Below are 20,198 nucleotides of genomic sequence, written 5' to 3' on the forward strand. Positions count from 1 at the left end.
CCACCCGGAGGTTCGACCGTGCGCCGCCGGCATCGGCCCCACCCCGCCTGACGGCGGGGCGGGACCAGCACCGGTTACTCGCCGGTCGCCTTGGCGATGATCTCCTTGGCCACGCCCGCCGGAACCTCGGCGTAGTGGGAGAAGACCATCGAGTAGTTGGCCCGGCCCTGCGTCTTCGACCGGAGGTCGCCGACGTAGCCGAACATCTCGGAAAGAGGCACATTGGCCTTCACGACGCGGGCGCCGGAGCGCTCCTCCATCGCCTGGATCTGGCCGCGGCGGGAGTTGATGTCGCCGATGACGTCACCCATGTAGTCCTCGGGCGTGACGACCTCCACGGCCATCAGCGGCTCCAGGATCACGGGCTGGCACTTACGGGCGGCCTCCTTGAAGGCCATGGAGCCCGCGACCTTGAACGCCATCTCGGACGAGTCGACCTCGTGGTACGCACCGTCGACCAGCGTCGCCTTGACGTTGACCATCGGGTAGCCGGCGAGGATGCCGTACTGCATGGCGTCCTTGATGCCGGCGTCCACGGAGGGGATGTACTCCTTGGGAACGCGGCCACCGGTGACCTTGTCGCTGAACTCGTAGGTCTCGCCGGACTCGACGGCCTCCTGGTCCAGCGGCGCGAGCGCGATCTGCACCTTCGCGAACTGACCGGAACCACCGGTCTGCTTCTTGTGGGTGTAGTCGAACTTGTCGATCGAGCCCTTGATGGTCTCGCGGTACGCGACCTGCGGCTTGCCGACGTTGGCCTCGACCTTGAACTCGCGCTTCATGCGGTCCACGAGCACGTCCAGGTGGAGCTCGCCCATGCCGCCGATGACGGTCTGGCCGGTCTCCTCGTCCAGGCGCACCGAGAACGTCGGATCCTCACGGGCCAGCTTCTGGATGGCCGTGCCGAGCTTCTCCTGGTCGGCCTTGGTCTTGGGCTCGATCGAGACGTCGATGACCGGGTCCGGGAACGTCATCGACTCGAGGATGACCTGGTTGTTCAGGTCGCACAGGGTGTCACCCGTGGTGGTGTCCTTGAGCCCGATGAACGCGTAGATGTGGCCGGCGACGGCCTCATCCACGGGCATCTCCTTGTTGGCGTGCATCTGGAAGAGCTTGCCGACGCGCTCCTTCTTGCCCTTGGTCGCGTTCTGCACCTGGGTGCTTGGGTCGATCCGGCCCGAGTAGACGCGCACGAAGGTCAGCTCGCCGAAGAACGGGTGCACCGCGATCTTGAACGCGAGCGCCGCGAACGGCTCGTCCTTGGACGGCTTACGGAGGATCTCCGTCTCCTCGTCCCCGACCTTGTGGCCGTGGACCTCGCCGACGTCCAGCGGGTTGGGGAGGTAGGCGATGACGGCGTCGAGCAGGGGCTGGATGCCCTTGTTCTTGTACGCCGAACCACACAGCACCGGGTAGATCTCGGCGTTGACGGTCATCTTCCGGATCGCGCCCTGGATCTCTTCCTTCGTCAGCTCCTCGCCGCCGAAGTACTTTTCCATGAGCGCCTCATCGCTCTCGGCGACCGTCTCGAGAAGCCTCTCGCGGTACTCCTCGGCCTTCTCCTGCAGGTCGGCCGGGATCTCCTGGATCTGCGCCTCGGTGCCGATCTCGGTCTTGCCGGGCCAGACGAGAGCCTTCATCTCCACGAGGTCGACGACGCCGTCGAAGTCGTCCTCGGCACCGATCGGCAGCTGCAGGACCAGCGGCTTGGCGCCGAGACGGTCGACGATGGTCTGGACCGTGTAGAAGAAGTCCGCGCCCATCTTGTCCATCTTGTTGACGAAGCAGATGCGGGGTACGTCGTACTTCTCGGCCTGCCGCCAGACCTGCTCGGACTGGGGCTCGACGCCCTCCTTGCCGTCGAAGACCGCGACGGCGCCGTCGAGCACGCGCAGCGACCGCTCCACCTCGACCGTGAAGTCGACGTGGCCCGGGGTGTCGATGATGTTGATCTGGTTGTTGGACCAGAAACAGGTGACCGCGGCGGACGTGATCGTGATGCCGCGCTCCTTCTCCTGCTCCATCCAGTCGGTGGTCGACGCACCGTCGTGCGTCTCGCCCGCCTTGCGGTTGACACCCGTGTAGAACAGGATGCGCTCGGTGACGGTGGTCTTACCGGCGTCGATGTGCGCCATGATGCCGATGTTGCGGACCTTGTTGAGGTCGGTCAGCACGTCCTGTGCCACGGATTCTCCCGATTGTGAGTCGTCGGTGGCCCGTGCGGTCGCTGTCGACCGTCCGAACCGGGTCGGTAATGCTGCCGGTACCTGCGCGCGGAGCGAGCGGTAACAGCCTTGTTCAATGATGCCACCCGGTGGGTGACCTCGGGACCCTGGCCGGGGGGACGCGGATACCCACGCCCCGGCCCGGGTCCCGACGCGTCACCAGCGGTAGTGCGCGAACGCCCGGTTCGCCTCGGCCATCTTGTGGGTGTCCTCGCGGCGCTTGACCGCGGCACCCAGACCGTTGGAGGCGTCCAGGATCTCGTTGGCCAGACGCTCGACCATCGTGTTCTCACGACGCTGCCGGGAGAACGTCACCAGCCAGCGCATCGCCAGGGTCGTCGAACGACCGGGGCGGACCTCGACGGGCACCTGGTAGGTGGCGCCGCCGACACGACGGGAGCGGACCTCGAGGGCCGGCTTGACGTTGTCAAGTGCCTTCTTGAGGGTGATGACCGGATCGGTACCGGTCTTCTCGCGGCAGATCTCCAGCGCCGAGTAGACGATGCGCTCGGCGGTCGTCTTCTTGCCGTCGAGGAGGATCTTGTTCACGAGCTGGGTGACCAGCGGCGACCCGTAGACCGGATCGTTGATCAGCTGGCGCTTCGGGGCGGGACCCTTACGAGGCATTACTTCTCCTTCTTGGCGCCGTAGCGGGAGCGGGCCTGCTTGCGGTCCTTCACACCCTGGGTGTCGAGCGAGCCGCGGATGATCTTGTACCGCACACCCGGGAGGTCCTTCACACGACCGCCACGCACGAGCACCATGGAGTGCTCCTGGAGGTTGTGACCCTCGCCGGGGATGTAGGCCGAGACCTCGATACCCGTGGTCAGGCGCACACGGGCGACCTTACGGAGTGCGGAGTTCGGCTTCTTGGGGGTCGTGGTGTACACGCGGGTGCACACCCCGCGACGCTGCGGCGAGCCCTTGAGGGCAGCCGTCGACGTCGCCGACTTCTTGTCCTGGCGGCCCTTGCGGACCAGCTGGTTGATGGTTGGCATGAACCGACTTTCTCTAGCTGGCGGCCTCCACTGGGGGCGACCACCGGTCACTGGGACGTTGCTCGTATCCGGACTCTCGCGCGCCTGTCGCCGCGCACAGCCGACCACATCAGCCGCTCTCGCTGGCCTACCGGGCACGATCCTCCAGCTCGCATACTGCGAGCACGATGGTCAAGCCTAACCGCCGAGGGTTGCAGCGGTCAAAATGGACCGTTCGCGGAGTTTTCCGCGGACGTCTCGACGGGCCCATCGAGGACCGAATCGAGCGTGTGGGCCCAGAATCTCACGATCTTGTCGCGCCGTGCGGAGTCGTCGGACAACACGTCCGCGAGCCCCAGACCCCGGGCGAGGTCCAGAGTGGTCTGGAGGGCACGACGGACCGGCATGTCACGGGGGTCGCGCCCGAGCGCGGCGGCCGCGATAACGAGGACCTCCCGGGACATGTGGGTCTCCAGCGGGAGCACGCGGTCACGGAGCGCAGGGTCGGAGGCCGCGGCGGTCCAGACGTGGAGCGCGGCCTTGAACAGATCCGACGTGTAGTGCTCGACGATGAGCCGGACCACGGCGACCGTCCGCTCGGGCCCGGGGTCCGGCAGATCGAGGCCGACGCTGCGGACGTCCTCGAGTCGCTGCTCGATCATGTGCCCCAGCGCGGCGGTGATGAGGTCCTCGCGCGTCGGGAAGTGGTGTTGGGCGGCGCCCCGCGAGACGCCGGCGGCGGCGGCCACCGCACCCACGGTGGTCGCCGCCCAGCCCTGCGTGGCGAGGAGGTCGATCGAGGCACCGAGCAGGCGTTCCCGTGTGATACGGCTTCTGTCCTGCTTGGGGGCGCGCTGCTCGGATGCCGTCATGTGTCCTCCTGTTACCAGTCCTGCTCGTCGTAGATGATCACTCCGCGGATGTTGTTGCCGTCGCGCATGTCCTGGTACCCCTGGTTGATCTCCTCCAGGCGGTACGTCTTGGTGACGAGCTCGTCGAGCTTGAGGTTCCCGGCGCGGTACTGGTGCAGCAGGTGCGGGATCTGCTTGCGCGGGCCGGTGCCTCCGAAGATGGCCCCCTGGAGGGTCTTCTGCTGCATCGCCAGGTCGAGGATCGAGATCTGGGCGTCGACGGCCATCATGTCGCCGAGGCCCACGACCACGCAGCGTCGGCCCTTGCCGGTCAGGGTGAGGCCGGGAAGAAGGTCGTTGCCGTTGACGGTGCCCATGGTGAGGATGACCAGATCGGCCATCCGTCCCCAGCTGATCTCGCCGACCAGTGCCATCGCCTCGTCCATGGAGCTACACGTGTGGGTCGCCCCGAACTCCATGGCCTTCTCGCGCTTGAACTCGACGGGGTCGACGGCGACGATCGCCCGCGCCCCCGCGGCTGCCGCACCCTGGACCGAGTTGATTCCGATGCCGCCGACGCCCACGACGACGACGATGTCGCCCTCCTTGGCCCCACCGATCTCGGTGGCCGATCCCCAGCCCGTGGCGACGCCACAGCCCAGCAGTGCGGCCTTGTCGAGCGGGATGTCCTTCTCGATCTTGACGACCGAGGACTGGTGGACGGTCACGTACGGCGAGAACGTCCCGAGGACGCACATCGAGGCGACCGGCTCCCCCTCCGCGGTGTGGACACGGTAGGTGTCGTCGCTGATCGCCCGGCCGGTGAGCAGGCCGGCGCCGTTGTCACACAGGTTCTGGAGCCCTTCCGCGCAGGGCGGGCAGGTACCGCAGGCGGGGATGAAGGCCAGGACGACGTGGTCACCCTCCTCGATCCCGGTGACGCCCTCGCCGACCTTGGTGACGACGCCGGCACCCTCGTGCCCGCCGATGATGGGGTAGGTCTCGAACTGCAGGTCGCCCGTGAGCAGGTGCTCGTCCGAGTGGCAGAGGCCGGACGCGGCCAGCTTGACCTGGACCTCACCGACCCGGGGATCGCCCAGATCGACCTCGACGACCTCCCAGCCGTCCTGCTTGGGCTCCCTGATGATGGCGGCCTTGGTGCGCATGCGTGTACTCCTCGTGCGAAAGGGGTGATGTGGCACTGGTCACGTGACCAGTGCCACATCACACGCTACTCCGGGACGGTCGCCCAGGAGGGCTGTCTGCGTTCCAGGAACGCGGTCATCCCCTCGGCGACCTCGGGGGTGGTGAACAGTCGGGCGGTGACGCCCGCCAGGTCCTCCCCGCGGTCGTCCAACTCGGACAACAACGGCCCTGCCAGCAGCGCCTTGTTCTCCCTGAGTCCCTGCGGTGAGCAGGGGCGGAACGCGGCGACCAGCTCGTCGACGGCGGCCTCGACGTCGTCGACCGCCTCGGAGAGCAGTCCGATCCGCTGCGCGTGCGTGGAGTCGAACTTCTCCCCCGTCAGCAGAGCCCGGGCGAGGTCCCGAGCGTTCACCCGTGCCGCCAGCGGAACCGAGATCATCGCCGCCGCGAGACCGAGGCGGACCTCGGTCAGCGCGAAGGACGATGCCGGTCCGGCGATCGCGAAGTCGCACGCCGAGACCAGCCCCATCCCACCCGCGCGCACGTGGCCGTCGACGGCCGCGATCACCGGCTTGGGGTGCGCGATGATGGCGCGGAGCAGTCCCAGGAAGATGCGGGTGCGCTCGGCGGCCTGCTCCTCGGGACTGGCGGAGCCGGCGCTCGCCTCGGACAGGTCGGCCCCGGCACAGAACGTGCCCCCGGCGTGTCCGAGGACGACGACGCGGGCGGCGTCGTCCCCGGCGGCCCGGTCGAGGGCCCGGTGGAGCTGCTCGACCAGGGCGGTCGAGATGGCGTTGCGGTTGTGCTGCGAGTCCAGGGTGAGGCGCGCGGCACCTCCGCGGACCTCGTAGTGCACCAGGGTCTGGTCGGTCACGTCAGCCACCTCAGTAGCTCTTCGGCAGCCCGAGCGAGTGCTGGGCCACGTAGTTGAGGATCATCTCCCGGCTGACCGGGGCGATGCGGGGCAGACGCGACGCGGCGAGCATGCCGGCCAGTCCGTACTCGACCGACAGCCCGTTGCCACCGAGGGTCTGGATAGCCTGGTCCACGGTGCGGGCCGAGACCTCACCGGAGGCGTACTTCGCCATGTTGGCGGCCTCGCCGGCGAGGTCGTCTCGGCCGGCGTCCACCAGGGCCGCGGCCTTGCGCATCATCAGGCGCGCCAGCTCGAGTTCGATCTTGCACTGCGCCAGCGGGTGCGACACGCCCTGGTGCGCGCCGATGGGGGTCTTCCACACGGTGCGCTCGTTGGCGTACTTGGTGGCCCGGTCCATGGCGAAGCGGGCGGTGCCCACGGCCATGCCCGAGGCCATGATGCGCTCCGGGTTGAGGCCGGCGAAGAGCATGAGCAGCGCCGTGTCACCGTCGCCGATGAGCGCCTCGGAGGGGAGCCGGACGTCGTCGAAGTACAGCTGGAACTGCCGCTCGGGGGTCCGCACCTCGGTGGGGATGTGGGTCTTCTCCAGTCCCGGGGCATCGGTCGGCACCATGAACAGTGCCGGCTGGAGCTTGCCGCTGGTGGCTCCCTCGAGGCGGGCGACGACGAGGATCGCGTCGGCCTGGTCGACACCGGAGATGTACGTCTTCTGCCCACTGAGCAGGAAGTCGGAGCCGTCCCGGCGGGCCGTGGTGGTGATGGCGTGCGAGTTGGATCCAGCGTCGGGCTCGGTGATCGCGAAGGAGGTGATGGTCTCACCGGAGGCGATGCCCGGCAGCCACCGCTTCTTCTGCTCCTCGGTGCCGAAGCGCGAGATGATGGTGCCGTTGATGGCCGGCGAGACGACCATCATGAGCAGTCCGGCGCCCGCGGCGGAGAGCTCCTCCTCCACGATGGCGAGCTCGGTCATCCCGGCTCCACCGCCGCCGTACTCCTCGGGCAGGTTCACGCCGAGCAGGCCGAGCTTGCCGGCCTCGGTCCACAGCTCGTCGGTGGTCTCCCCGGCGTCGGACTTCTCCCGCATGTACTCGATGCCGTAGCGCGAGCCCAGCTCGAAGGCCACCTGGCGGAGCTGCGTCTGCTCCTCCGTGTCGATGACGGGGTTGGGGATCTGTGAGATGTCGGTCATCGTGGTCACTCCTGGACGCTGGTGGTGTCGGTGCTGTCGGTGTCGGTGTCGGAATCGGAGACGACGGCGAGGATCGTCCCCGACTCGACCTGTGTGCCGACCTCCACGGGGAGCTCGGTGACGATGCCGTCGACGGCGGCCGAGATGGTGTGTTCCATCTTCATGGCCTCCATCCACAGCAGCGGCTGTCCGGCGGTGACGGTGTCACCGACGGAGACCGCGACGCGGATGACCGCACCCGGCATGGGCGCGAGCAGCGATCCCGCGGCGACCTCGGCGGCGGGGTCGGTGTAGCGCGGCGGCTCGATGAGCGAGACGGGGCCGAGCGGCGAGTCGACCTCGACGACGGTGTCCGCGCCCGGGGTCTCGTAGCGGGCCACGGTGAAGACGCGGCGCACTCCCCTGACCTCGAAGACGGCGGAGTCGGGGGCCACCTCCTCGACGGTGACGACGTCGGCCAGGTCGCCGTCGGGGCGGGCACCGGAGCGCTCGCGGATGTAGGCCACCTCGAGCTCGTCCTCCCCGTGACGGAACGTCCGCTTCTGCAGGGTGCGTCCGACGTTGCGGAACCCGGCCTGGGCCAGTGCCACCGGTCCGGCGAGGTGGTCGGCGGTGCCGGAGACCACTGCCGCGGCCAGCGCCGAGATCTGCACGGTCTCGTCGTCCGCGAGCGGCGCGGCGAGAGACTCGGCACCGTGGTCGTCGAGGAACGCGGTGGACAGGTTCCCGGCGATGAACTCCGGGTGCCGCAGCACGCGGACGAGCTGGGCCCGGTTGGTGGTCAGTCCGTGGACCCGCGCCCGGGCCAGGGCACCGGCGAGGGAGGCGCACGCCTCCGCGCGGGTTCGGCCGTAGGAGATGACCTTGGCGAGCATCGGGTCGTAGTGCACGCCGATGAGCGCACCGTCGGGACCCGGTTCGACTCCGCTGTCCAACCGGATGCCCGGGCGGTGGGGTCCCTCGAAGGTCGAGGAGACCCCGGGGACGTCGAGCGCCCAGAGTGTGCCCGACCCCGGGGTGTAGTCGTTGGCCGGGTCCTCGGCGTAGAGGCGGGCCTCCAGCGACCAGCCGTGGGCGGCCGGCGGTTCGGCGGACGGCAGGGGAAGTCCGGCGGCCACGTCGAGCTGCAGGGCGACCAGGTCGAGGCCGGTGGTGGCCTCGGTGACCGGGTGCTCCACCTGGAGGCGGGTGTTCATCTCGAGGAAGAAGAACTCGCCGTCGTCGGTGGCCAGGAACTCGACCGTGCCGGCGCCGGTGTACCCGATCGCGGACGCGGCGTCTCGGGCCGCCTTGTAGAGCGCCTCGCGCATCCCCGGGGTCCGCTCGACGAGGGGGCTGGGTGCCTCCTCGATGACCTTCTGGTGGCGGCGCTGGATGGAGCACTCGCGCTCCCCCACAGCCCAGACGGTGCCGTGGGAGTCGGCCATGATCTGGACCTCGATGTGGCGACCCCGCTCGAGGAAGCGCTCGCAGAACACGGCGTCGTCGCCGAAGGCGGACTTGGCCTCGCGCTGAGCGTTCGCGATCTCGTCGTGCAGCGAGTCGAGGGTGCGGACGATCCGCATGCCGCGACCGCCGCCGCCGGCGGACGCCTTGACCAGCACCGGGAGCATGTCCTCGGTGACGTCGGCGGGCTCGAGGTCGGTGAGCATCGGCACGCCGGCCTCGCCCATCATCTTCTTGGCCTCGATCTTGGAGCCCATGGCCTCGATGGCGGCGACCGGCGGGCCGACCCAGGTCAGGCCCGCGTCGATCACGTCGCGGGCGAACCCGGCGTTCTCGGACAGGAACCCGTAACCGGGGTGGATCGCGTCGGCGCCGGCCGCCGTGGCCGCGGCGATGACCAGGTCACCACGTAGGTAGGTCTCGGCCGGGGTGTTGCCGGGGAGGCGGACGGCCGCGTCGGCCTCGCGGGTGTGGGGTGCCTCGGCATCGGCGTCCGAGAACACGGCGACCGTGGTCATGCCGAGTGCGCGGGCGGTGTGGTGGACGCGTCGGGCGATCTCGCCGCGGTTGGCCACCAGGACTGAAGTGATTGGAGACGGGGTTGATGAATTCTTCATGGTTTCGTTCCTCACATCCGGAAGACGCCGAAGCGGTCGGTTCCGGCGACTTCTCCGGAGTGGATCGCGGACAGGCTGAGGCCCAGCACCGTCCGGGTGTCGCGGGGGTCGATGACGCCGTCGTCGTAGAGCATCCCCGACAGGAAGGCGGGCAACGACTCCTTCTCGATCTGGTCGGCGATCGCGGTCTTCAGGCCGTCGATGGTCTCCTGGTCCATCTCCTGACCACGGGCGGCGGAGGCCGCGGCGGCGACGGAGGTGACCACGTCGGCGAGCTGCTGCCCGCCCATGACGGCGGACTTGGCACTGGGCCAGGTGTAGAGGAACCGCGGATCGAACGCGCGGCCGCACATGCCGTAGTGGCCGGCGCCGTAGGAGGCGGCGGTGATGAGCGACAGGTGCGGGACCTCGGAGTTGGAGACCGCGTTGATCATCATCGCGCCGTGCTTGATGATGCCGCCACGCTCGTACTCGGAGCCCACCATGTAACCGGTGGTGTTGTGCATGAACAGCAACGGTGTGTCGTAGCGGTTGGCCAGCTCGATGAACTGGGTGGCCTTCTGGGCCTCCTCGCTGAACAGCACGCCGCGGGCGTTGGCGATGATGCCCACCGGGTACCCGTGGATCTCCGCCCAGCCGGTGACGAGGCTCGCGCCGTACAGCGGCTTGAACTCGTCGAAGTCGCTGCCGTCGACGATGCGGGCGATGATCTCGCGCGGGTCGAACGGGATCTTGAGGTCCTCGGGGACGATCCCGAGCAGCTCGTCGGTGCCGTACAGCGGCGGGGCGACCTCGGCGCGCGGGACGCGCCCGGCCTTGGTCCAGTTGAGACGGCGGACGATCCCGCGGGTCATGCGGGCGGCGTCGGCCTCGTCGACGGCGAGGTGGTCGGCCAGGCCGGAGACACGGGCGTGCATGTCGGCTCCACCGAGGGTCTCCTCGTCGGCGATCTCACCGGTGGCGGCCTTCACCAGCGGCGGACCGGCGAGGAAGACCTTGGAGCGCTCCTCGATCATGACGACGTGGTCGCTCATACCGGGCACGTACGCGCCGCCGGCGGTGGAGTTGCCGTAGACCACGGCGATGGTGGGGATGCCGGCCTTGGACAGGCGGGTCAGGTCGCGGAAGAGGGCGCCGCCGGGGACGAACACCTCCTTCTGGGTGGGCAGGTCTGCGCCGCCGGACTCGACGAGGCTGATGACCGGGAGCCGGTTCTTCATCGCCACGTCGTTGAGGCGGAGGATCTTGCGCAGCGTCCACGGGTTAGAGGTGCCGCCCTTGACCGTCGGGTCGTTGGCGATGAGCAGGCACTCGACACCCTCGACGACGCCGATCCCGGCGACCACGGAGGCGCCGGTCTGGAAGTCGGAGCCCCACGCGGCGAGCGCGCACAGTTCGAGGAACGGGGACTCCCGGTCGAGGATCATGTCGATCCGCTCGCGGGCCGTGAACTTGCCGCGCTCGCGGTGGCGGGCGACCTTGCGCTCGCCGCCGCCGGCCAGCGCCGGCTCGAGGTCCGCGGCGAGCTGGTCGAGCTTGCCCTCCATGGCCTGCTTCGCGGCGTCGAACTCGGCGCTCGTGGTGTCCAGTGTGGAACGGAGGATTGTCATGCCGTGTACCCCAAACGTCGTCCGGCGAGGGTGGTCAGGATTTCGGTCGTGCCGCCACCGATGCCCAGGAGTCGGACATCGCGGTACTGGCGGCTGACCTCGGACTCGGACATGAAGCCGAGCCCTCCGAAGAGCTGCACCGCCTGGTTGGCGACCCATTCGGCGCACTCGACGGCGGTGTTCTTGGCGAAGCAGACCTCGGCGATCGCGTCGTGTCCCGACACCGCCAGGTTCACGCAGTGGTGGGTGTAGGTGCGGGCGAGGTCGATGCGACGGGCCATCTCGGTGACCGTGTTCTGCACGGCCTGCCGGGACAGCAGGGGGCGCCCGAAGGTCTCCCGCTCGCGGACCCAGTCCAGCGTGAGGTCCAGGCAGCGCTGGGCGTGCGAGTACCCCTGGCAGGCCAGGGCCGCGCGCTCGCCGACGAAGCCGATGGCGATCTGGGCGAACCCGTCGTTCTCGTTGCCGACCAGGTTCTCCACCGGCACCCGGCAGTCGGTGAACGTCAGCTCGGCGGTGTCCGAGGCGCGCCAGCCGAGCTTGTCGAGCGGCGCCGAGATGTGGAATCCCGGGGTGTCGGTGGGGATGACCAGCAGACTCACGCCCGCGGCGCCCTTGAGCTCCTCGCCCCCGGTGCGGACGGCGGTCACGACGAAGTCGGCTCGCGTGGCGGAGGTGATGTAGGTCTTGGCCCCGTTGACGACGTAGTGGTCGCCGTCCCGGCGGGCCGTGGTGGTGAGGTGACCGACGTCCGACCCGCCACCGGGCTCGGTGATGGCCAGGGAGCCGATCATCTCACCGGCGAGGGTGGGCTTGACCCAGCGCTCGATCTGCTCCGGGGTGCCGGACTGGGCCAGGTGGGGGGTCGCGATGCCACAGGTGAACAGCGACGCGAACACGCCGCCGGAGACGCCGGCCTCGTGCAGCGCCTCGCACACCACGAGCGAATCGATCGCGTCACCGCCACCGCCACCGACCTCCTCGGGGAACGGGACGCCCAGCAGGCCCAGCTCGCCGGCCTTGCGGTGCAGCTCGCGCGGGATGGCACCCGCGGCCTCCCACTCGTCGAGGTGGGGCAGGATCTGCCGCTCGGCGAAGCGGGTCGTGGTCTCGCGCAGGGCGAGACGCTCTTCTGAGTACCAGGGGTCACCGGGTACGTGCGGTGGGACGGTCACTCGTTCTCCTTCGCGTGGGCCGGTGCGGCGGTCACGGGGGCGTTGATGTGGTCGGGGACGTCGACGACGCGGGAACGGAGCCACTCCGCCAAGCCCTTGGCCTGCGGGTCCCAGCGGTAGCCGTGGGCCACGCCCTTGCCGAGCAGTCCGTCGATGACGAAGTTGACGGCGCCGAGCTTGGGCAGCTCGTAGCGCTCGATCGGCAGGTCGGCGGCCTCGGGCAGCAGGCGGCGCACCTCGTCGACGGTGAGGGTGTCCCGCATCCAGGCGTAGGCCTCGGCGTCGCCGGCCCACAGCCCGATGTTCGCGGTGCCGCCCTTGTCACCGGAGCGGGCCCCGAGGACGTCACCCAGCGGGCGTCGGGTGGACGGGCCCGTCGCGGAGCCGGCCGCGGTGAGCGGGTTACCCTCGGCGTCCAGTCCGTCGGAGGCGTGCCCGTCACCCATCTGCTCCATCACGGCGGGGGGATCGATGTCGACCCGGGTCCCGTCGGGCAGGACGGCGACGTGCGGCACCGCGGTCTGGTCGAGGTAGGCGGGGATGTACACGCCGTACGGTCCCCCGCGTCCGGGAGGGGCGCTCGGGGTGGCGCCCGGGTAGCTGGAGAGGGTCATGGCGACAGCGGCGTCCGAGAACGCGCGGCCCACCACGTCCTTGTCCGGGTCCCAGGCGACGATGGTCATCATCGCGGTCGCGGCGGCCTGGGTGTCGGCGTCGGGGTGGTCGGTGCGCTGGAGACGGAAGTCCATCTGCGCCGGCTCGCGCTCGAGCCCGGCCCGGAACTGACGCTCGACCAGAGCGGCCTTGTCCTCGATGTCCAGTCCCGTGAGCAGGAACGTGATCTCGTTGCGGAAACCACCGAGGCAGGTGACAGACACCTTTGTGGTGAGCGGGGCCGGCTCGCCCACGACGCCGGAGATCCGGACGCGGTCGGGCCCCTCCTGCTCCACGACGGCGGTGTCGAGGCGGGTGACGACGTCGGGGCCGCCGTAGCGCGCACCGGTCACCTCGTACAGCAGCTGCGAGGTCACGGTGCCGACGGTGACGGCTCCCCCGGTCCCCGCGTGCTTGGTGATGACGGAGGTGCCGTCGGCCGCGATCTCGGCGATCGGGAAACCGGGCTTCACCGGATCGGCGATCTCGCCTCGGTTGAAGAAGGAGTAGTTTCCGCCGGTGGCCTGCGTGCCGCACTCGATGACGTGCCCCGCCGCGGTGGCGCCGGCCAGCGCGTCGAGATCGTCGCGGCCCCAGCCGAAGTGGCTGATGGCCGGCCCGACGATCACCGAGGCGTCGGTGACCCGGCCGGTGACCACGACGTCGGCCCCCGCGTCGAGGCAGCGTGCGATGCCGAAGGCACCCAGGTAGGCGTTGGCCGTGACCGGGAACCCGGCGTCGGCGGGGACGTCGAGCTCGCCGATCCGGCCGATGAGGTCGTCGCCCTCGACGTGGGCGACCTTCGCAGGCAGCCCCTGCCGGGCCGCGAGCTCGCGGATGGCGTCCGCCAGCGCGGCCGGGTTGACGCCGCCCGCGTTGGCGACGATCTTGACCTTCTTCTCCAGGGCCAGCGCGAGGCAGTCCTCGAGCTGGCGGAGGAAGGTCTTGGCGTAACCGAGCTCGGCGCTCTTCATCCGGTCGCGGCCGAGGATGAGCATGGTCAGCTCGGCGAGGTAGTCGCCGGTGAGGACGTCGAGTTCGCCGCCCTCGAGCATCTCGCGCATCGCGGAGATGCGGTCGCCGTAGAAACCGGACATGTTGCCGACGCGGAGCGCAGGGACGGTCGGCGTGGAGGTGGAGGAGGTCATGCTCGTGCTCCCTTCTCACGGCCGCCGCCGGGGAGTCCGGCGAAGGCCTGGGCGATGCGCAGCCACCCCAGCGCGTCGTCGCCGACCGCCTCGAGCGCGGTGTCGTCGAGGTGCACGCGCTGGGTGACCAGCAGGCAGAAGTCGAGGATCGGACCCGTGACGCGCTGGTCGGCGTCGGCGGGGCCGAACTCGAGGGCGCTGCCGTCAGCCAGCTCGAGGGCGACGTGGACTTCGGAGCCGGGAGCCTCGAGTCCGTTCATCATGTAGGCGAAGGCACGGGTCTTGAAGCCCAGGCGGGCGACGTGCGGGAGGGCGCCGACGAAGGCGGGGTCGGTGTCGACGGACACGCCGAGCGCGTCGGCGACGTCCACGCCGTGCGCCCAGGTCTCCATGATCCGGGCGGTGGTCATGGACTTGGACCGCATGGGCGGACCGAACCAGGGGATCTTCTCCCCCGGGTCCGCGGCCTTGAGGGCGTCCGCGAGTTCACCCCGGGCCAGGCGCCACCGTGCGAGGACCTCGTCCCGACCGGTGGCGGCGATCTCGGCCGCGCCGACGTCGACGAAACCCGTGGGGTCGGCCATGGCCTTGTCGACGACGGTCTGGAAGGCGTCCGCGTCGCGGATGGCGGTGACGGAGACCTCGTCGGTCCAGGCCAGGTGCGCGATCTGCATGGCGACGTCCCAGCCCTCGGCCGGGGTGTCGGTGTTCCAGCGATCGGCCCCGGCGGTCTCGACGAGCTCGTCCACGCGGGCGTTGAGTGCGGCGAGGGCCGCGTGCGGATCCTCCGTCTCGGAGGGCTGGGGGTTGGTCATGGCGAGAACGATCCCACCTCCACCTAAATAAAGCAAGCGCGCTTGCTTGCTTTTGTCCGCAGGCTTTGGGAGTCTGGGAACCGTGATCCCCGTCACTCCCGATGCGGGACGCCCCGACCCCCTTACGGAGACACCGTGCGCCTAGATCTCACCGGGATCGACCCCCTCGACCACGCCCTGGCCCGCCGCTGCTCGGTGGGTGACCTCCCCACCCGCGCGGCGGCCACCTTCGCGGACCGCACCGCCCTCACGGACGACGCGGGATCGTGGACGTATCTCGAGCTCGAGGCGATCTCCAACCGGTTCGCCCACGGGCTGGTCGCGCACGGGATCGAGGCGGAGGAGCCGGTCGCGATCCTGTCGACGAACTGCCGGGAGTTCGTGGCCACCTACTTCGGGACGGCCAAGGCGGGTATGGTCTCTCTGCCCATCAACCTCCTGTCCGGGCTGGACAACATCGCGCATGCCCTGACCGACTCCGGGACCCGCATCCTCGTCGTCCACGGCTCACTCGCGGAACTGGTGATGGGAGCGGTCGCCGCCATTCCCGCGATCCGCACCGTCGTCGTCGTCGGAGGCGTCCCGGCCGGCCTGGAGGCGCCCGCCGACGGTCCCGCCCTGATCGGGTGGGACGACCTGCTGTCCGACGACGACACCAACCCCGACACGGTGATCGGCGACCGCCAGGTCGTGCAGTGCCTCTACTCCTCCGGGACGACCTCCCGCCCGAAGGGCGTCCTCACCTCGCACCTCGCCGTGACCATGGCCGCGCTCGGCAACGGGGCCATCTTCGGTCTGAACTGGGGCGCCGAGGCCTCCGTGACCGTGTGCCCGCTCCCCCTCTTCCACACCGCCGGCCTCAACGGGGTCCTGCTGTCCGCCGTCACCATGGGGGCGACGGTCCACCTGCTGCCGGGGTTCGACCCGACCGGGTACGCCGAGACCGTGGCCCGGGTCCGCGCCACCCACCTGGTGGGCCTTCCCCTCATGCTGGAGGCGCTGGCCGACGGCACGGACCGCGGCCTCGATCTCTCCTCGATCCAGTTCCTCCTCTACGCCATGGCCCCCATGTCCGCGGACATGCGCACGCGCCTGGAGGCTGCGCTCCCCGACGCGAAGATGGTCCTGGCCTCGGGGATGAGTGAGTGCACCCCGGCCACCGTCATGCAGTGGCCCGAACTCAACCCCGACAAGTCCGACTCCTGGGGGTACCCCACCCCGATCGCGGAGAACCGGATCAGCGAACCCGGCGGCGCCGAGCTCATGCCCACCGGCGAGGACGGGGAGATCGTCTACCGCGGCCCCACCGTCATGGAGGGCTACTGGAACAACCCGCAGGCCAACGCCGAGGCGTTCGTGGGCGGTCGCCTGCACTCGGGCGACCTGGGCCGGATCGACGACGAGGGGGTCGTGTGGTTCGCCGACCGCGTCAAGGACATCGTCAAGTCCGGCGGCGAGAACGTCTCCTCGCTGCACGTGGAGCGGGTCCTCATGGACCACCCGCACGTCGCGGAGGTCGCCTGCGTCGGCCGCCCGGACCCGAAGTGGGGCGAGCTCGTGATCGCCGTGGTGGTGCCCGCCGAGGGCGCCCCGGCCGAGGACGACCTCAAGACCTCGGTGATGGAGTTCGGCGCCGAGCGACTCTCCTCCTCACACCGGCCCCGCGACATCGTCCTGGTCGACTCCATCCCCCGCACGGCGACCGGAAAGATCCGGAAGGTGGAACTGCGCACCGCGCGCTGACAGGACCGGGTCGGCCCCTGATCGCCCCGGTCCGGGGCCGACCCCGGGTCAGGGGCCCACCTCGAGCAGCTCTCCGGGGATCTCCAGGCGGACCGCGGCGAGGTCCGCGCCGAGCCCGGGCCGCAGGACCTCGCCCCGCGGCGGACGGGCGACGAGGTTGACCGCCCGGAGGTTGGGTAGGAGGTAACGCCGGGTGTCCATGCCCTCCAGTCCCGGGATGAGCTCCCGGAACCGCTCGTCGGTGAGTTCGGCGGCCAGCCAGGCGAACGCCGAGTCGTCCCACGTCCACACCGCGATGTTGACCCCGCGGCCGACCACCCCACGCCGCACGCTCGCCACCGAACCCAGGACCGCCGTGACGGGTTCCCCGCCCGGGACGGTGCCCGGCGTCCACGGGGTCGGCAACTCCCCCGGGCCGATGGGCGCGGTCTCCGGGGGGACCGGGACCACGACGCGCGTGCCGTCGGGCATGACGACGGAGTGCCCCGACTCCCCCTGTGCCAGCGGGCGCGCCACCCGCGCGGGGCGCCGGTCGTCCCCGGAACCCCGGGTCATGGCGACCACCGCGACGACCGGCGGGGCCGGTTCACCACGGGCACCGCTGATCCGGACCCGGTCGGTGCCCTCCTGCGCAAGCCTGAGGGAGTCGAGCCGCAGCACCACGTCGGGCGCCGCGTACCGCGCCCCGGCGACGCCGTCGAGGAGCTGATCGGTGACGGTCCCGACGGTGACCGACCCGAAGGCCGAGGGATGGCGCGTGACGACCGCGCACCCGTCGTCGGCGATCTCCGCGATGGGGTAACCCCCGGTGACCGGATCGGTGGTGCGGGTGACATCGGTCGTGGAGTCGACGACCCCCGTCGCGCCGGGGCCCCCGGAGAGCACGTGCCCCACCGCGACCGATCCGGCGAGGGAGTCCAGGGCGGACGGCGTCCAGCCGTGGTGGGCCGCCGCGGCGCCGGCGACGAGGGCCTCGCGACTGACGCGCCCGGTGACGACGACGACGGCGCCGGCCGCCAACGCCCGGGAGATGCCGAACGCCCCGTGACGCACCGTCGCGACATCGGCCCCACCGAGACCGAGTTCGGTCGTCCGGTCCGTCACGTCACCGGCATCGACGCAGGCCACTGCCAGGTCCAGACCCGCGTCCCGGGCGACGGAGCGCAATTCGGCGGCGAGGCCCTCGGGGTCCAGTGCGCCCGCGTTGGTGACGATCCGCACGCCCCCGGCGCCGAGCTGCCCGAGACACTCGCCGATCTGGACCAGCGCCGCCCGTTCGTAACCCGGTCCGCCCGCGGACCGCTGCTCGGCCAGATCGAGCATCGCCTCGTCGGAGAGCATGTCGAGCGCGAGCACGTCCAGCGCCGCGGCCGCGAGGAACTCGGCCGTCGCCGTGGCACGGTCTGCCCGCGACGCCGAGACGTTACCTATGCGCAGGGGGCTCTGGGTGCTCGTCATCGATCCTCGGACTCCTAGTCGATCTGGGGCGGACGCCTACCCCAGCATGCTCCCCGTGGCAGCGAGGCGCGTGTGGAACGAGAAGGCGTCCTCGAGGATATGCGGCGTGTTGCCGGCACCCGGACGGGCCTCGGCCCGATCGAGGTAGTCGTGCAGAAGTGGTCGGAAGACGGGGTCCGCGCACCGGTCCACGATGAGACGCGACCTCTTGCGTGGGCTCAATGCGCGCAGGTCGGCGAGGCCGTGCTCGGTGACGATCACCTGGACGTCGTGCTCGGTGTGGTCGACGTGCGGGACCATCGGCACGATCGCCGAGACCGCCCCGTCCTTGGCCGTTGACGGGCTGAGGAACATCGACACGTATCCGTTACGCGTGAAGTCACCGGACCCGCCGATGCCGTTCATGATGCGGGTCCCGCCCACGTGGGTGGAGTTGACGTTGCCGTAGACGTCCGCCTCGAGCATGCCGTTCATGCCGACGATCCCCAGCCGCCGGACGATCTCCGGGTGGTTGCTGATCTCCTGCGGGCGCAACGTGATGTGGTCGCGGTAGAGGTCGAAGTTGTCCACCAGTTCCGTCAGTCCGTCCGCGGACAACGCCAGCGCGGTGGCCGAGGCGTGGGCGACCGTGCCCTCCCGGATGAGCTGGAGCATCGAGTCCTGGATGACCTCGGAGTAGCAGCTCAGGTCCGAGAACGACCCCGCCGCCAGTCCGGCCAGGACGGCGTTGGCCACATTGCCGATCCCGGCCTGCAACGGGAGGAGGCTCCCCGCGGGCATCCGACCGGACGCGACCTCGTGGTGGAAGAACTCCAGCACGTGGCCCGCGATCGCGTTGCTCACCTCGTCCGGCTTGGTCAGAGCGCTGGCGGAGTCCCGCTGATCGGTGGGTACCACCGCGATGACCTTGGCCGGGTCCACCTCGAGCAGGGGCTGACCGATCCGGTCGTCGGCCCGCGAGAGCAGGATCGGCCTGCGATGCGGCGGGAGCGCCGTGCCGTAGTAGACGTCGTGGATGCCCTCGACGCCCTCCGGGATCCAGGAGTTCACCTCGAGGATCACCTTGTCGGCCACGTCGAGCCACGTCTTGCTGTTACCCACCGACATCGCCGGGACGAGTCCGCCGTCCTCCGTGATGGCCGCGACCTCCACCACCGCGACGTCCACGTCGCCGTAATGGCCCTGCCACACCTGCTGGGCCACGTGAGAGAGGTGGACGTCCACGTAGTCCATCTCGCCCGAGTTGATCTTGCCGCGGGCGGTGGGCTCGCTCTGGTACGGCATCCGCAGCGCGATGCCGTCGACCTCGGCGAGCATCGCCTCGGCCTCGTTCGCCACCGACGCGCCGGTGAGCAGGTTGACACTGAAGTCACCACCGGCCGCCCGGACGGCGCGGATCCGGTCCGCGAGCGCAGGGGCGAACGCTTTCGGGGTGCCCGCGCTGGCGAACCCGCTGATCGCCACCGTGTCGCCGTCGGCGATCCGCTCCACCGCGGAGGCTGCGTCGGTGACCAGTCCCCGGAAATGGGGATGGCGGATGCGTGAGGGGTCGCAGGCGGTGCCCCGCATATGGACGGAGGTGCTCATACGCGGAGCCTATCGCCGGTGTCGGAAATTCCATTTTCGACGAAGACGTGATCACCCCCACTCGGTGCCGCTCCGATCTCCGCAGGTCTCCGGTCGGACGGGGTCCGGGCGGATAGACTCGGCCGTTCAACCCCGCCGCGTCCGCCAGGAGTGAACCCTTGTCCCCCAGGACCGCACCGATCCCCGACCGCATCGACCAGGCGCGCGCCAACTGGGAGCGCGAGGGGTGGGCGGACGCTGCCCAGGGGATGACGGTCGTGACCTCGGTGATGCGGGCCCACCAGATCCTGTTGGCCCGGGTCGAGGAGACCCTGCGACCGTGGAACCTGTCGTTCCCCCGCTACGAGCTCCTCCGACTGCTCGCCTTCTCCCGTTCGGGAGCGCTGCCCATCACCAAGGCCTCCGAGCGTCTCCAGGTCCACGTCACCAGCGTCACCAGCGCGATGAAGCGTCTTCTCGACGCCGGGCTGGTGGAGCGACGGCCGCACCCCACGGACGGGCGGACGACCCTGGTGGAGATCACCGACGACGGCAGGCGCGTGGTGGCCGAGGCCACCGCCGCACTCAACGCCGGGGTGTTCGCCGACCCGGGGATGGAGCAGGAGGAACAGGTGGCGCTCATCGAGGCCATCGCGTCCCTGCGCCGGTCCGCCGGCGACTTCTGACCGCTCCCCTACAGG

At 70.1% G+C, this 20,198-nt stretch carries 16 protein-coding genes; 2 read left to right on the forward strand and 14 right to left on the reverse strand.

All coding sequences use genetic code 11. From position 1 onward, the window contains the following. Positions 1-74: 74 nt before the first annotated feature. The 12 genes from fusA to L8M95_RS05255 all read right to left on the reverse strand — a co-directional run bounded on the left by fusA (position 75) and on the right by L8M95_RS05255 (position 14,730). Positions 75-2,186, reverse strand: coding sequence for an elongation factor G (fusA, locus tag L8M95_RS05200; protein WP_260488451.1), 2,112 nt, complete (start codon positions 2,184-2,186; stop codon positions 75-77). A gap of 195 nt (positions 2,187-2,381) precedes the next feature. Continuing rightward, positions 2,382-2,852: a 30S ribosomal protein S7 gene (gene rpsG, locus L8M95_RS05205; protein ID WP_067716696.1), complete on the reverse strand. Its 471-nt coding sequence runs from the start codon at positions 2,850-2,852 to the stop codon at positions 2,382-2,384. Then, positions 2,852-3,223: a 30S ribosomal protein S12 gene (gene rpsL, locus L8M95_RS05210; RefSeq protein WP_010541164.1), complete on the reverse strand. Its 372-nt coding sequence runs from the start codon at positions 3,221-3,223 to the stop codon at positions 2,852-2,854. The genes rpsG and rpsL overlap by 1 nt, the downstream gene beginning before the upstream one ends. A gap of 200 nt (positions 3,224-3,423) precedes the next feature. Then, positions 3,424-4,074, reverse strand: a complete 651-nt coding sequence (locus L8M95_RS05215) for a TetR/AcrR family transcriptional regulator (RefSeq protein ID WP_260488452.1) — start codon at positions 4,072-4,074, stop codon at positions 3,424-3,426. Between the two features lie 11 nt (positions 4,075-4,085). Further along, positions 4,086-5,219, reverse strand: coding sequence for an NDMA-dependent alcohol dehydrogenase (locus L8M95_RS05220; protein ID WP_260488453.1), 1,134 nt, complete (start codon positions 5,217-5,219; stop codon positions 4,086-4,088). A 65-nt stretch (positions 5,220-5,284) separates the two neighbouring features. After that, a complete protein-coding gene (locus tag L8M95_RS05225; protein ID WP_396119486.1) occupies positions 5,285-6,073 on the reverse strand; it encodes an enoyl-CoA hydratase family protein in 789 nt (262 codons plus the stop codon). 10 nt (positions 6,074-6,083) lie between these two features. Then, entirely contained in the window at positions 6,084-7,265 is a 1,182-nt protein-coding gene (locus L8M95_RS05230; RefSeq protein ID WP_260488455.1) for an acyl-CoA dehydrogenase family protein, read from the reverse strand. A gap of 5 nt (positions 7,266-7,270) precedes the next feature. Beyond that, positions 7,271-9,328 carry a biotin carboxylase N-terminal domain-containing protein gene (locus L8M95_RS05235; protein ID WP_260488456.1) on the reverse strand — a complete coding sequence of 686 codons (2,058 nt, stop codon included), beginning with the start codon at positions 9,326-9,328 and terminating at the stop codon, positions 7,271-7,273. Positions 9,329-9,339: 11 nt separating this feature from the next. Then, a complete protein-coding gene (locus tag L8M95_RS05240; protein WP_260488457.1) occupies positions 9,340-10,938 on the reverse strand; it encodes an acyl-CoA carboxylase subunit beta in 1,599 nt (532 codons plus the stop codon). Beyond that, positions 10,935-12,113: an acyl-CoA dehydrogenase family protein gene (locus L8M95_RS05245; protein ID WP_260488458.1), complete on the reverse strand. Its 1,179-nt coding sequence runs from the start codon at positions 12,111-12,113 to the stop codon at positions 10,935-10,937. Before L8M95_RS05245 ends, L8M95_RS05240 begins: the two co-directional genes overlap by 4 nt. Next, positions 12,110-13,915 (reverse strand): acyclic terpene utilization AtuA family protein, encoded by a 1,806-nt coding sequence (locus L8M95_RS05250; protein ID WP_260488459.1) that lies wholly within the window; start codon positions 13,913-13,915, stop codon positions 12,110-12,112. Before L8M95_RS05250 ends, L8M95_RS05245 begins: the two co-directional genes overlap by 4 nt. Then, the gene (locus L8M95_RS05255) at positions 13,912-14,730 is read right to left on the reverse strand and encodes a TIGR03084 family metal-binding protein (RefSeq protein WP_260488460.1); all 819 of its coding nucleotides are present in this window, start codon (positions 14,728-14,730) and stop codon (positions 13,912-13,914) included. The genes L8M95_RS05250 and L8M95_RS05255 overlap by 4 nt, the downstream gene beginning before the upstream one ends. Positions 14,731-14,865: 135 nt before the next feature. Here L8M95_RS05255 and L8M95_RS05260 point away from each other — a divergent pair, with 135 nt between their 5' ends. Continuing rightward, a complete protein-coding gene (locus L8M95_RS05260; protein ID WP_260488461.1) occupies positions 14,866-16,473 on the forward strand; it encodes a class I adenylate-forming enzyme family protein in 1,608 nt (535 codons plus the stop codon). Positions 16,474-16,521: 48 nt separating this feature from the next. On the opposite strand, the gene L8M95_RS05265 is transcribed toward L8M95_RS05260, so the two are convergent. Continuing rightward, entirely contained in the window at positions 16,522-17,931 is a 1,410-nt protein-coding gene (locus tag L8M95_RS05265; RefSeq protein WP_260488462.1) for a DUF1446 domain-containing protein, read from the reverse strand. Between the two features lie 36 nt (positions 17,932-17,967). Then, positions 17,968-19,518: a succinate CoA transferase gene (locus L8M95_RS05270; protein ID WP_163375604.1), complete on the reverse strand. Its 1,551-nt coding sequence runs from the start codon at positions 19,516-19,518 to the stop codon at positions 17,968-17,970. 158 nt (positions 19,519-19,676) lie between these two features. Here L8M95_RS05270 and L8M95_RS05275 point away from each other — a divergent pair, with 158 nt between their 5' ends. Further along, a complete protein-coding gene (locus L8M95_RS05275; RefSeq protein ID WP_163375603.1) occupies positions 19,677-20,183 on the forward strand; it encodes a MarR family winged helix-turn-helix transcriptional regulator in 507 nt (168 codons plus the stop codon). Positions 20,184-20,198: the final 15 nt, after the last annotated feature.

It is taken from the genome of Dietzia sp. B32 (genome assembly GCF_024732245.1).
GTDB lineage: Bacteria > Actinomycetota > Actinomycetes > Mycobacteriales > Mycobacteriaceae > Dietzia.

Bases quoted from the DNA above. Each gene is read 5' to 3' on its own strand.
- rpsL (WP_010541164.1), bottom strand. From the start codon at position 3,223: ATGCCAACCATCAACCAGCTGGTCCGCAAGGGCCGCCAGGACAAGAAG.
- L8M95_RS05255 (WP_260488460.1), bottom strand. From the start codon at position 14,730: ATGACCAACCCCCAGCCCTCCGAGACGGAGGATCCGCACGCGGCCCTC.
- L8M95_RS05220 (WP_260488453.1), bottom strand. From the start codon at position 5,219: ATGCGCACCAAGGCCGCCATCATCAGGGAGCCCAAGCAGGACGGCTGG.
- rpsG (WP_067716696.1), bottom strand. From the start codon at position 2,852: ATGCCTCGTAAGGGTCCCGCCCCGAAGCGCCAGCTGATCAACGATCCG.
- L8M95_RS05250 (WP_260488459.1), bottom strand. From the start codon at position 13,915: ATGACCTCCTCCACCTCCACGCCGACCGTCCCTGCGCTCCGCGTCGGC.
- L8M95_RS05230 (WP_260488455.1), bottom strand. From the start codon at position 7,265: ATGACCGACATCTCACAGATCCCCAACCCCGTCATCGACACGGAGGAG.
- L8M95_RS05235 (WP_260488456.1), bottom strand. From the start codon at position 9,328: ATGAAGAATTCATCAACCCCGTCTCCAATCACTTCAGTCCTGGTGGCC.
- L8M95_RS05240 (WP_260488457.1), bottom strand. From the start codon at position 10,938: ATGACAATCCTCCGTTCCACACTGGACACCACGAGCGCCGAGTTCGAC.
- L8M95_RS05265 (WP_260488462.1), bottom strand. From the start codon at position 17,931: ATGACGAGCACCCAGAGCCCCCTGCGCATAGGTAACGTCTCGGCGTCG.
- L8M95_RS05270 (WP_163375604.1), bottom strand. From the start codon at position 19,518: ATGAGCACCTCCGTCCATATGCGGGGCACCGCCTGCGACCCCTCACGC.
- L8M95_RS05215 (WP_260488452.1), bottom strand. From the start codon at position 4,074: ATGACGGCATCCGAGCAGCGCGCCCCCAAGCAGGACAGAAGCCGTATC.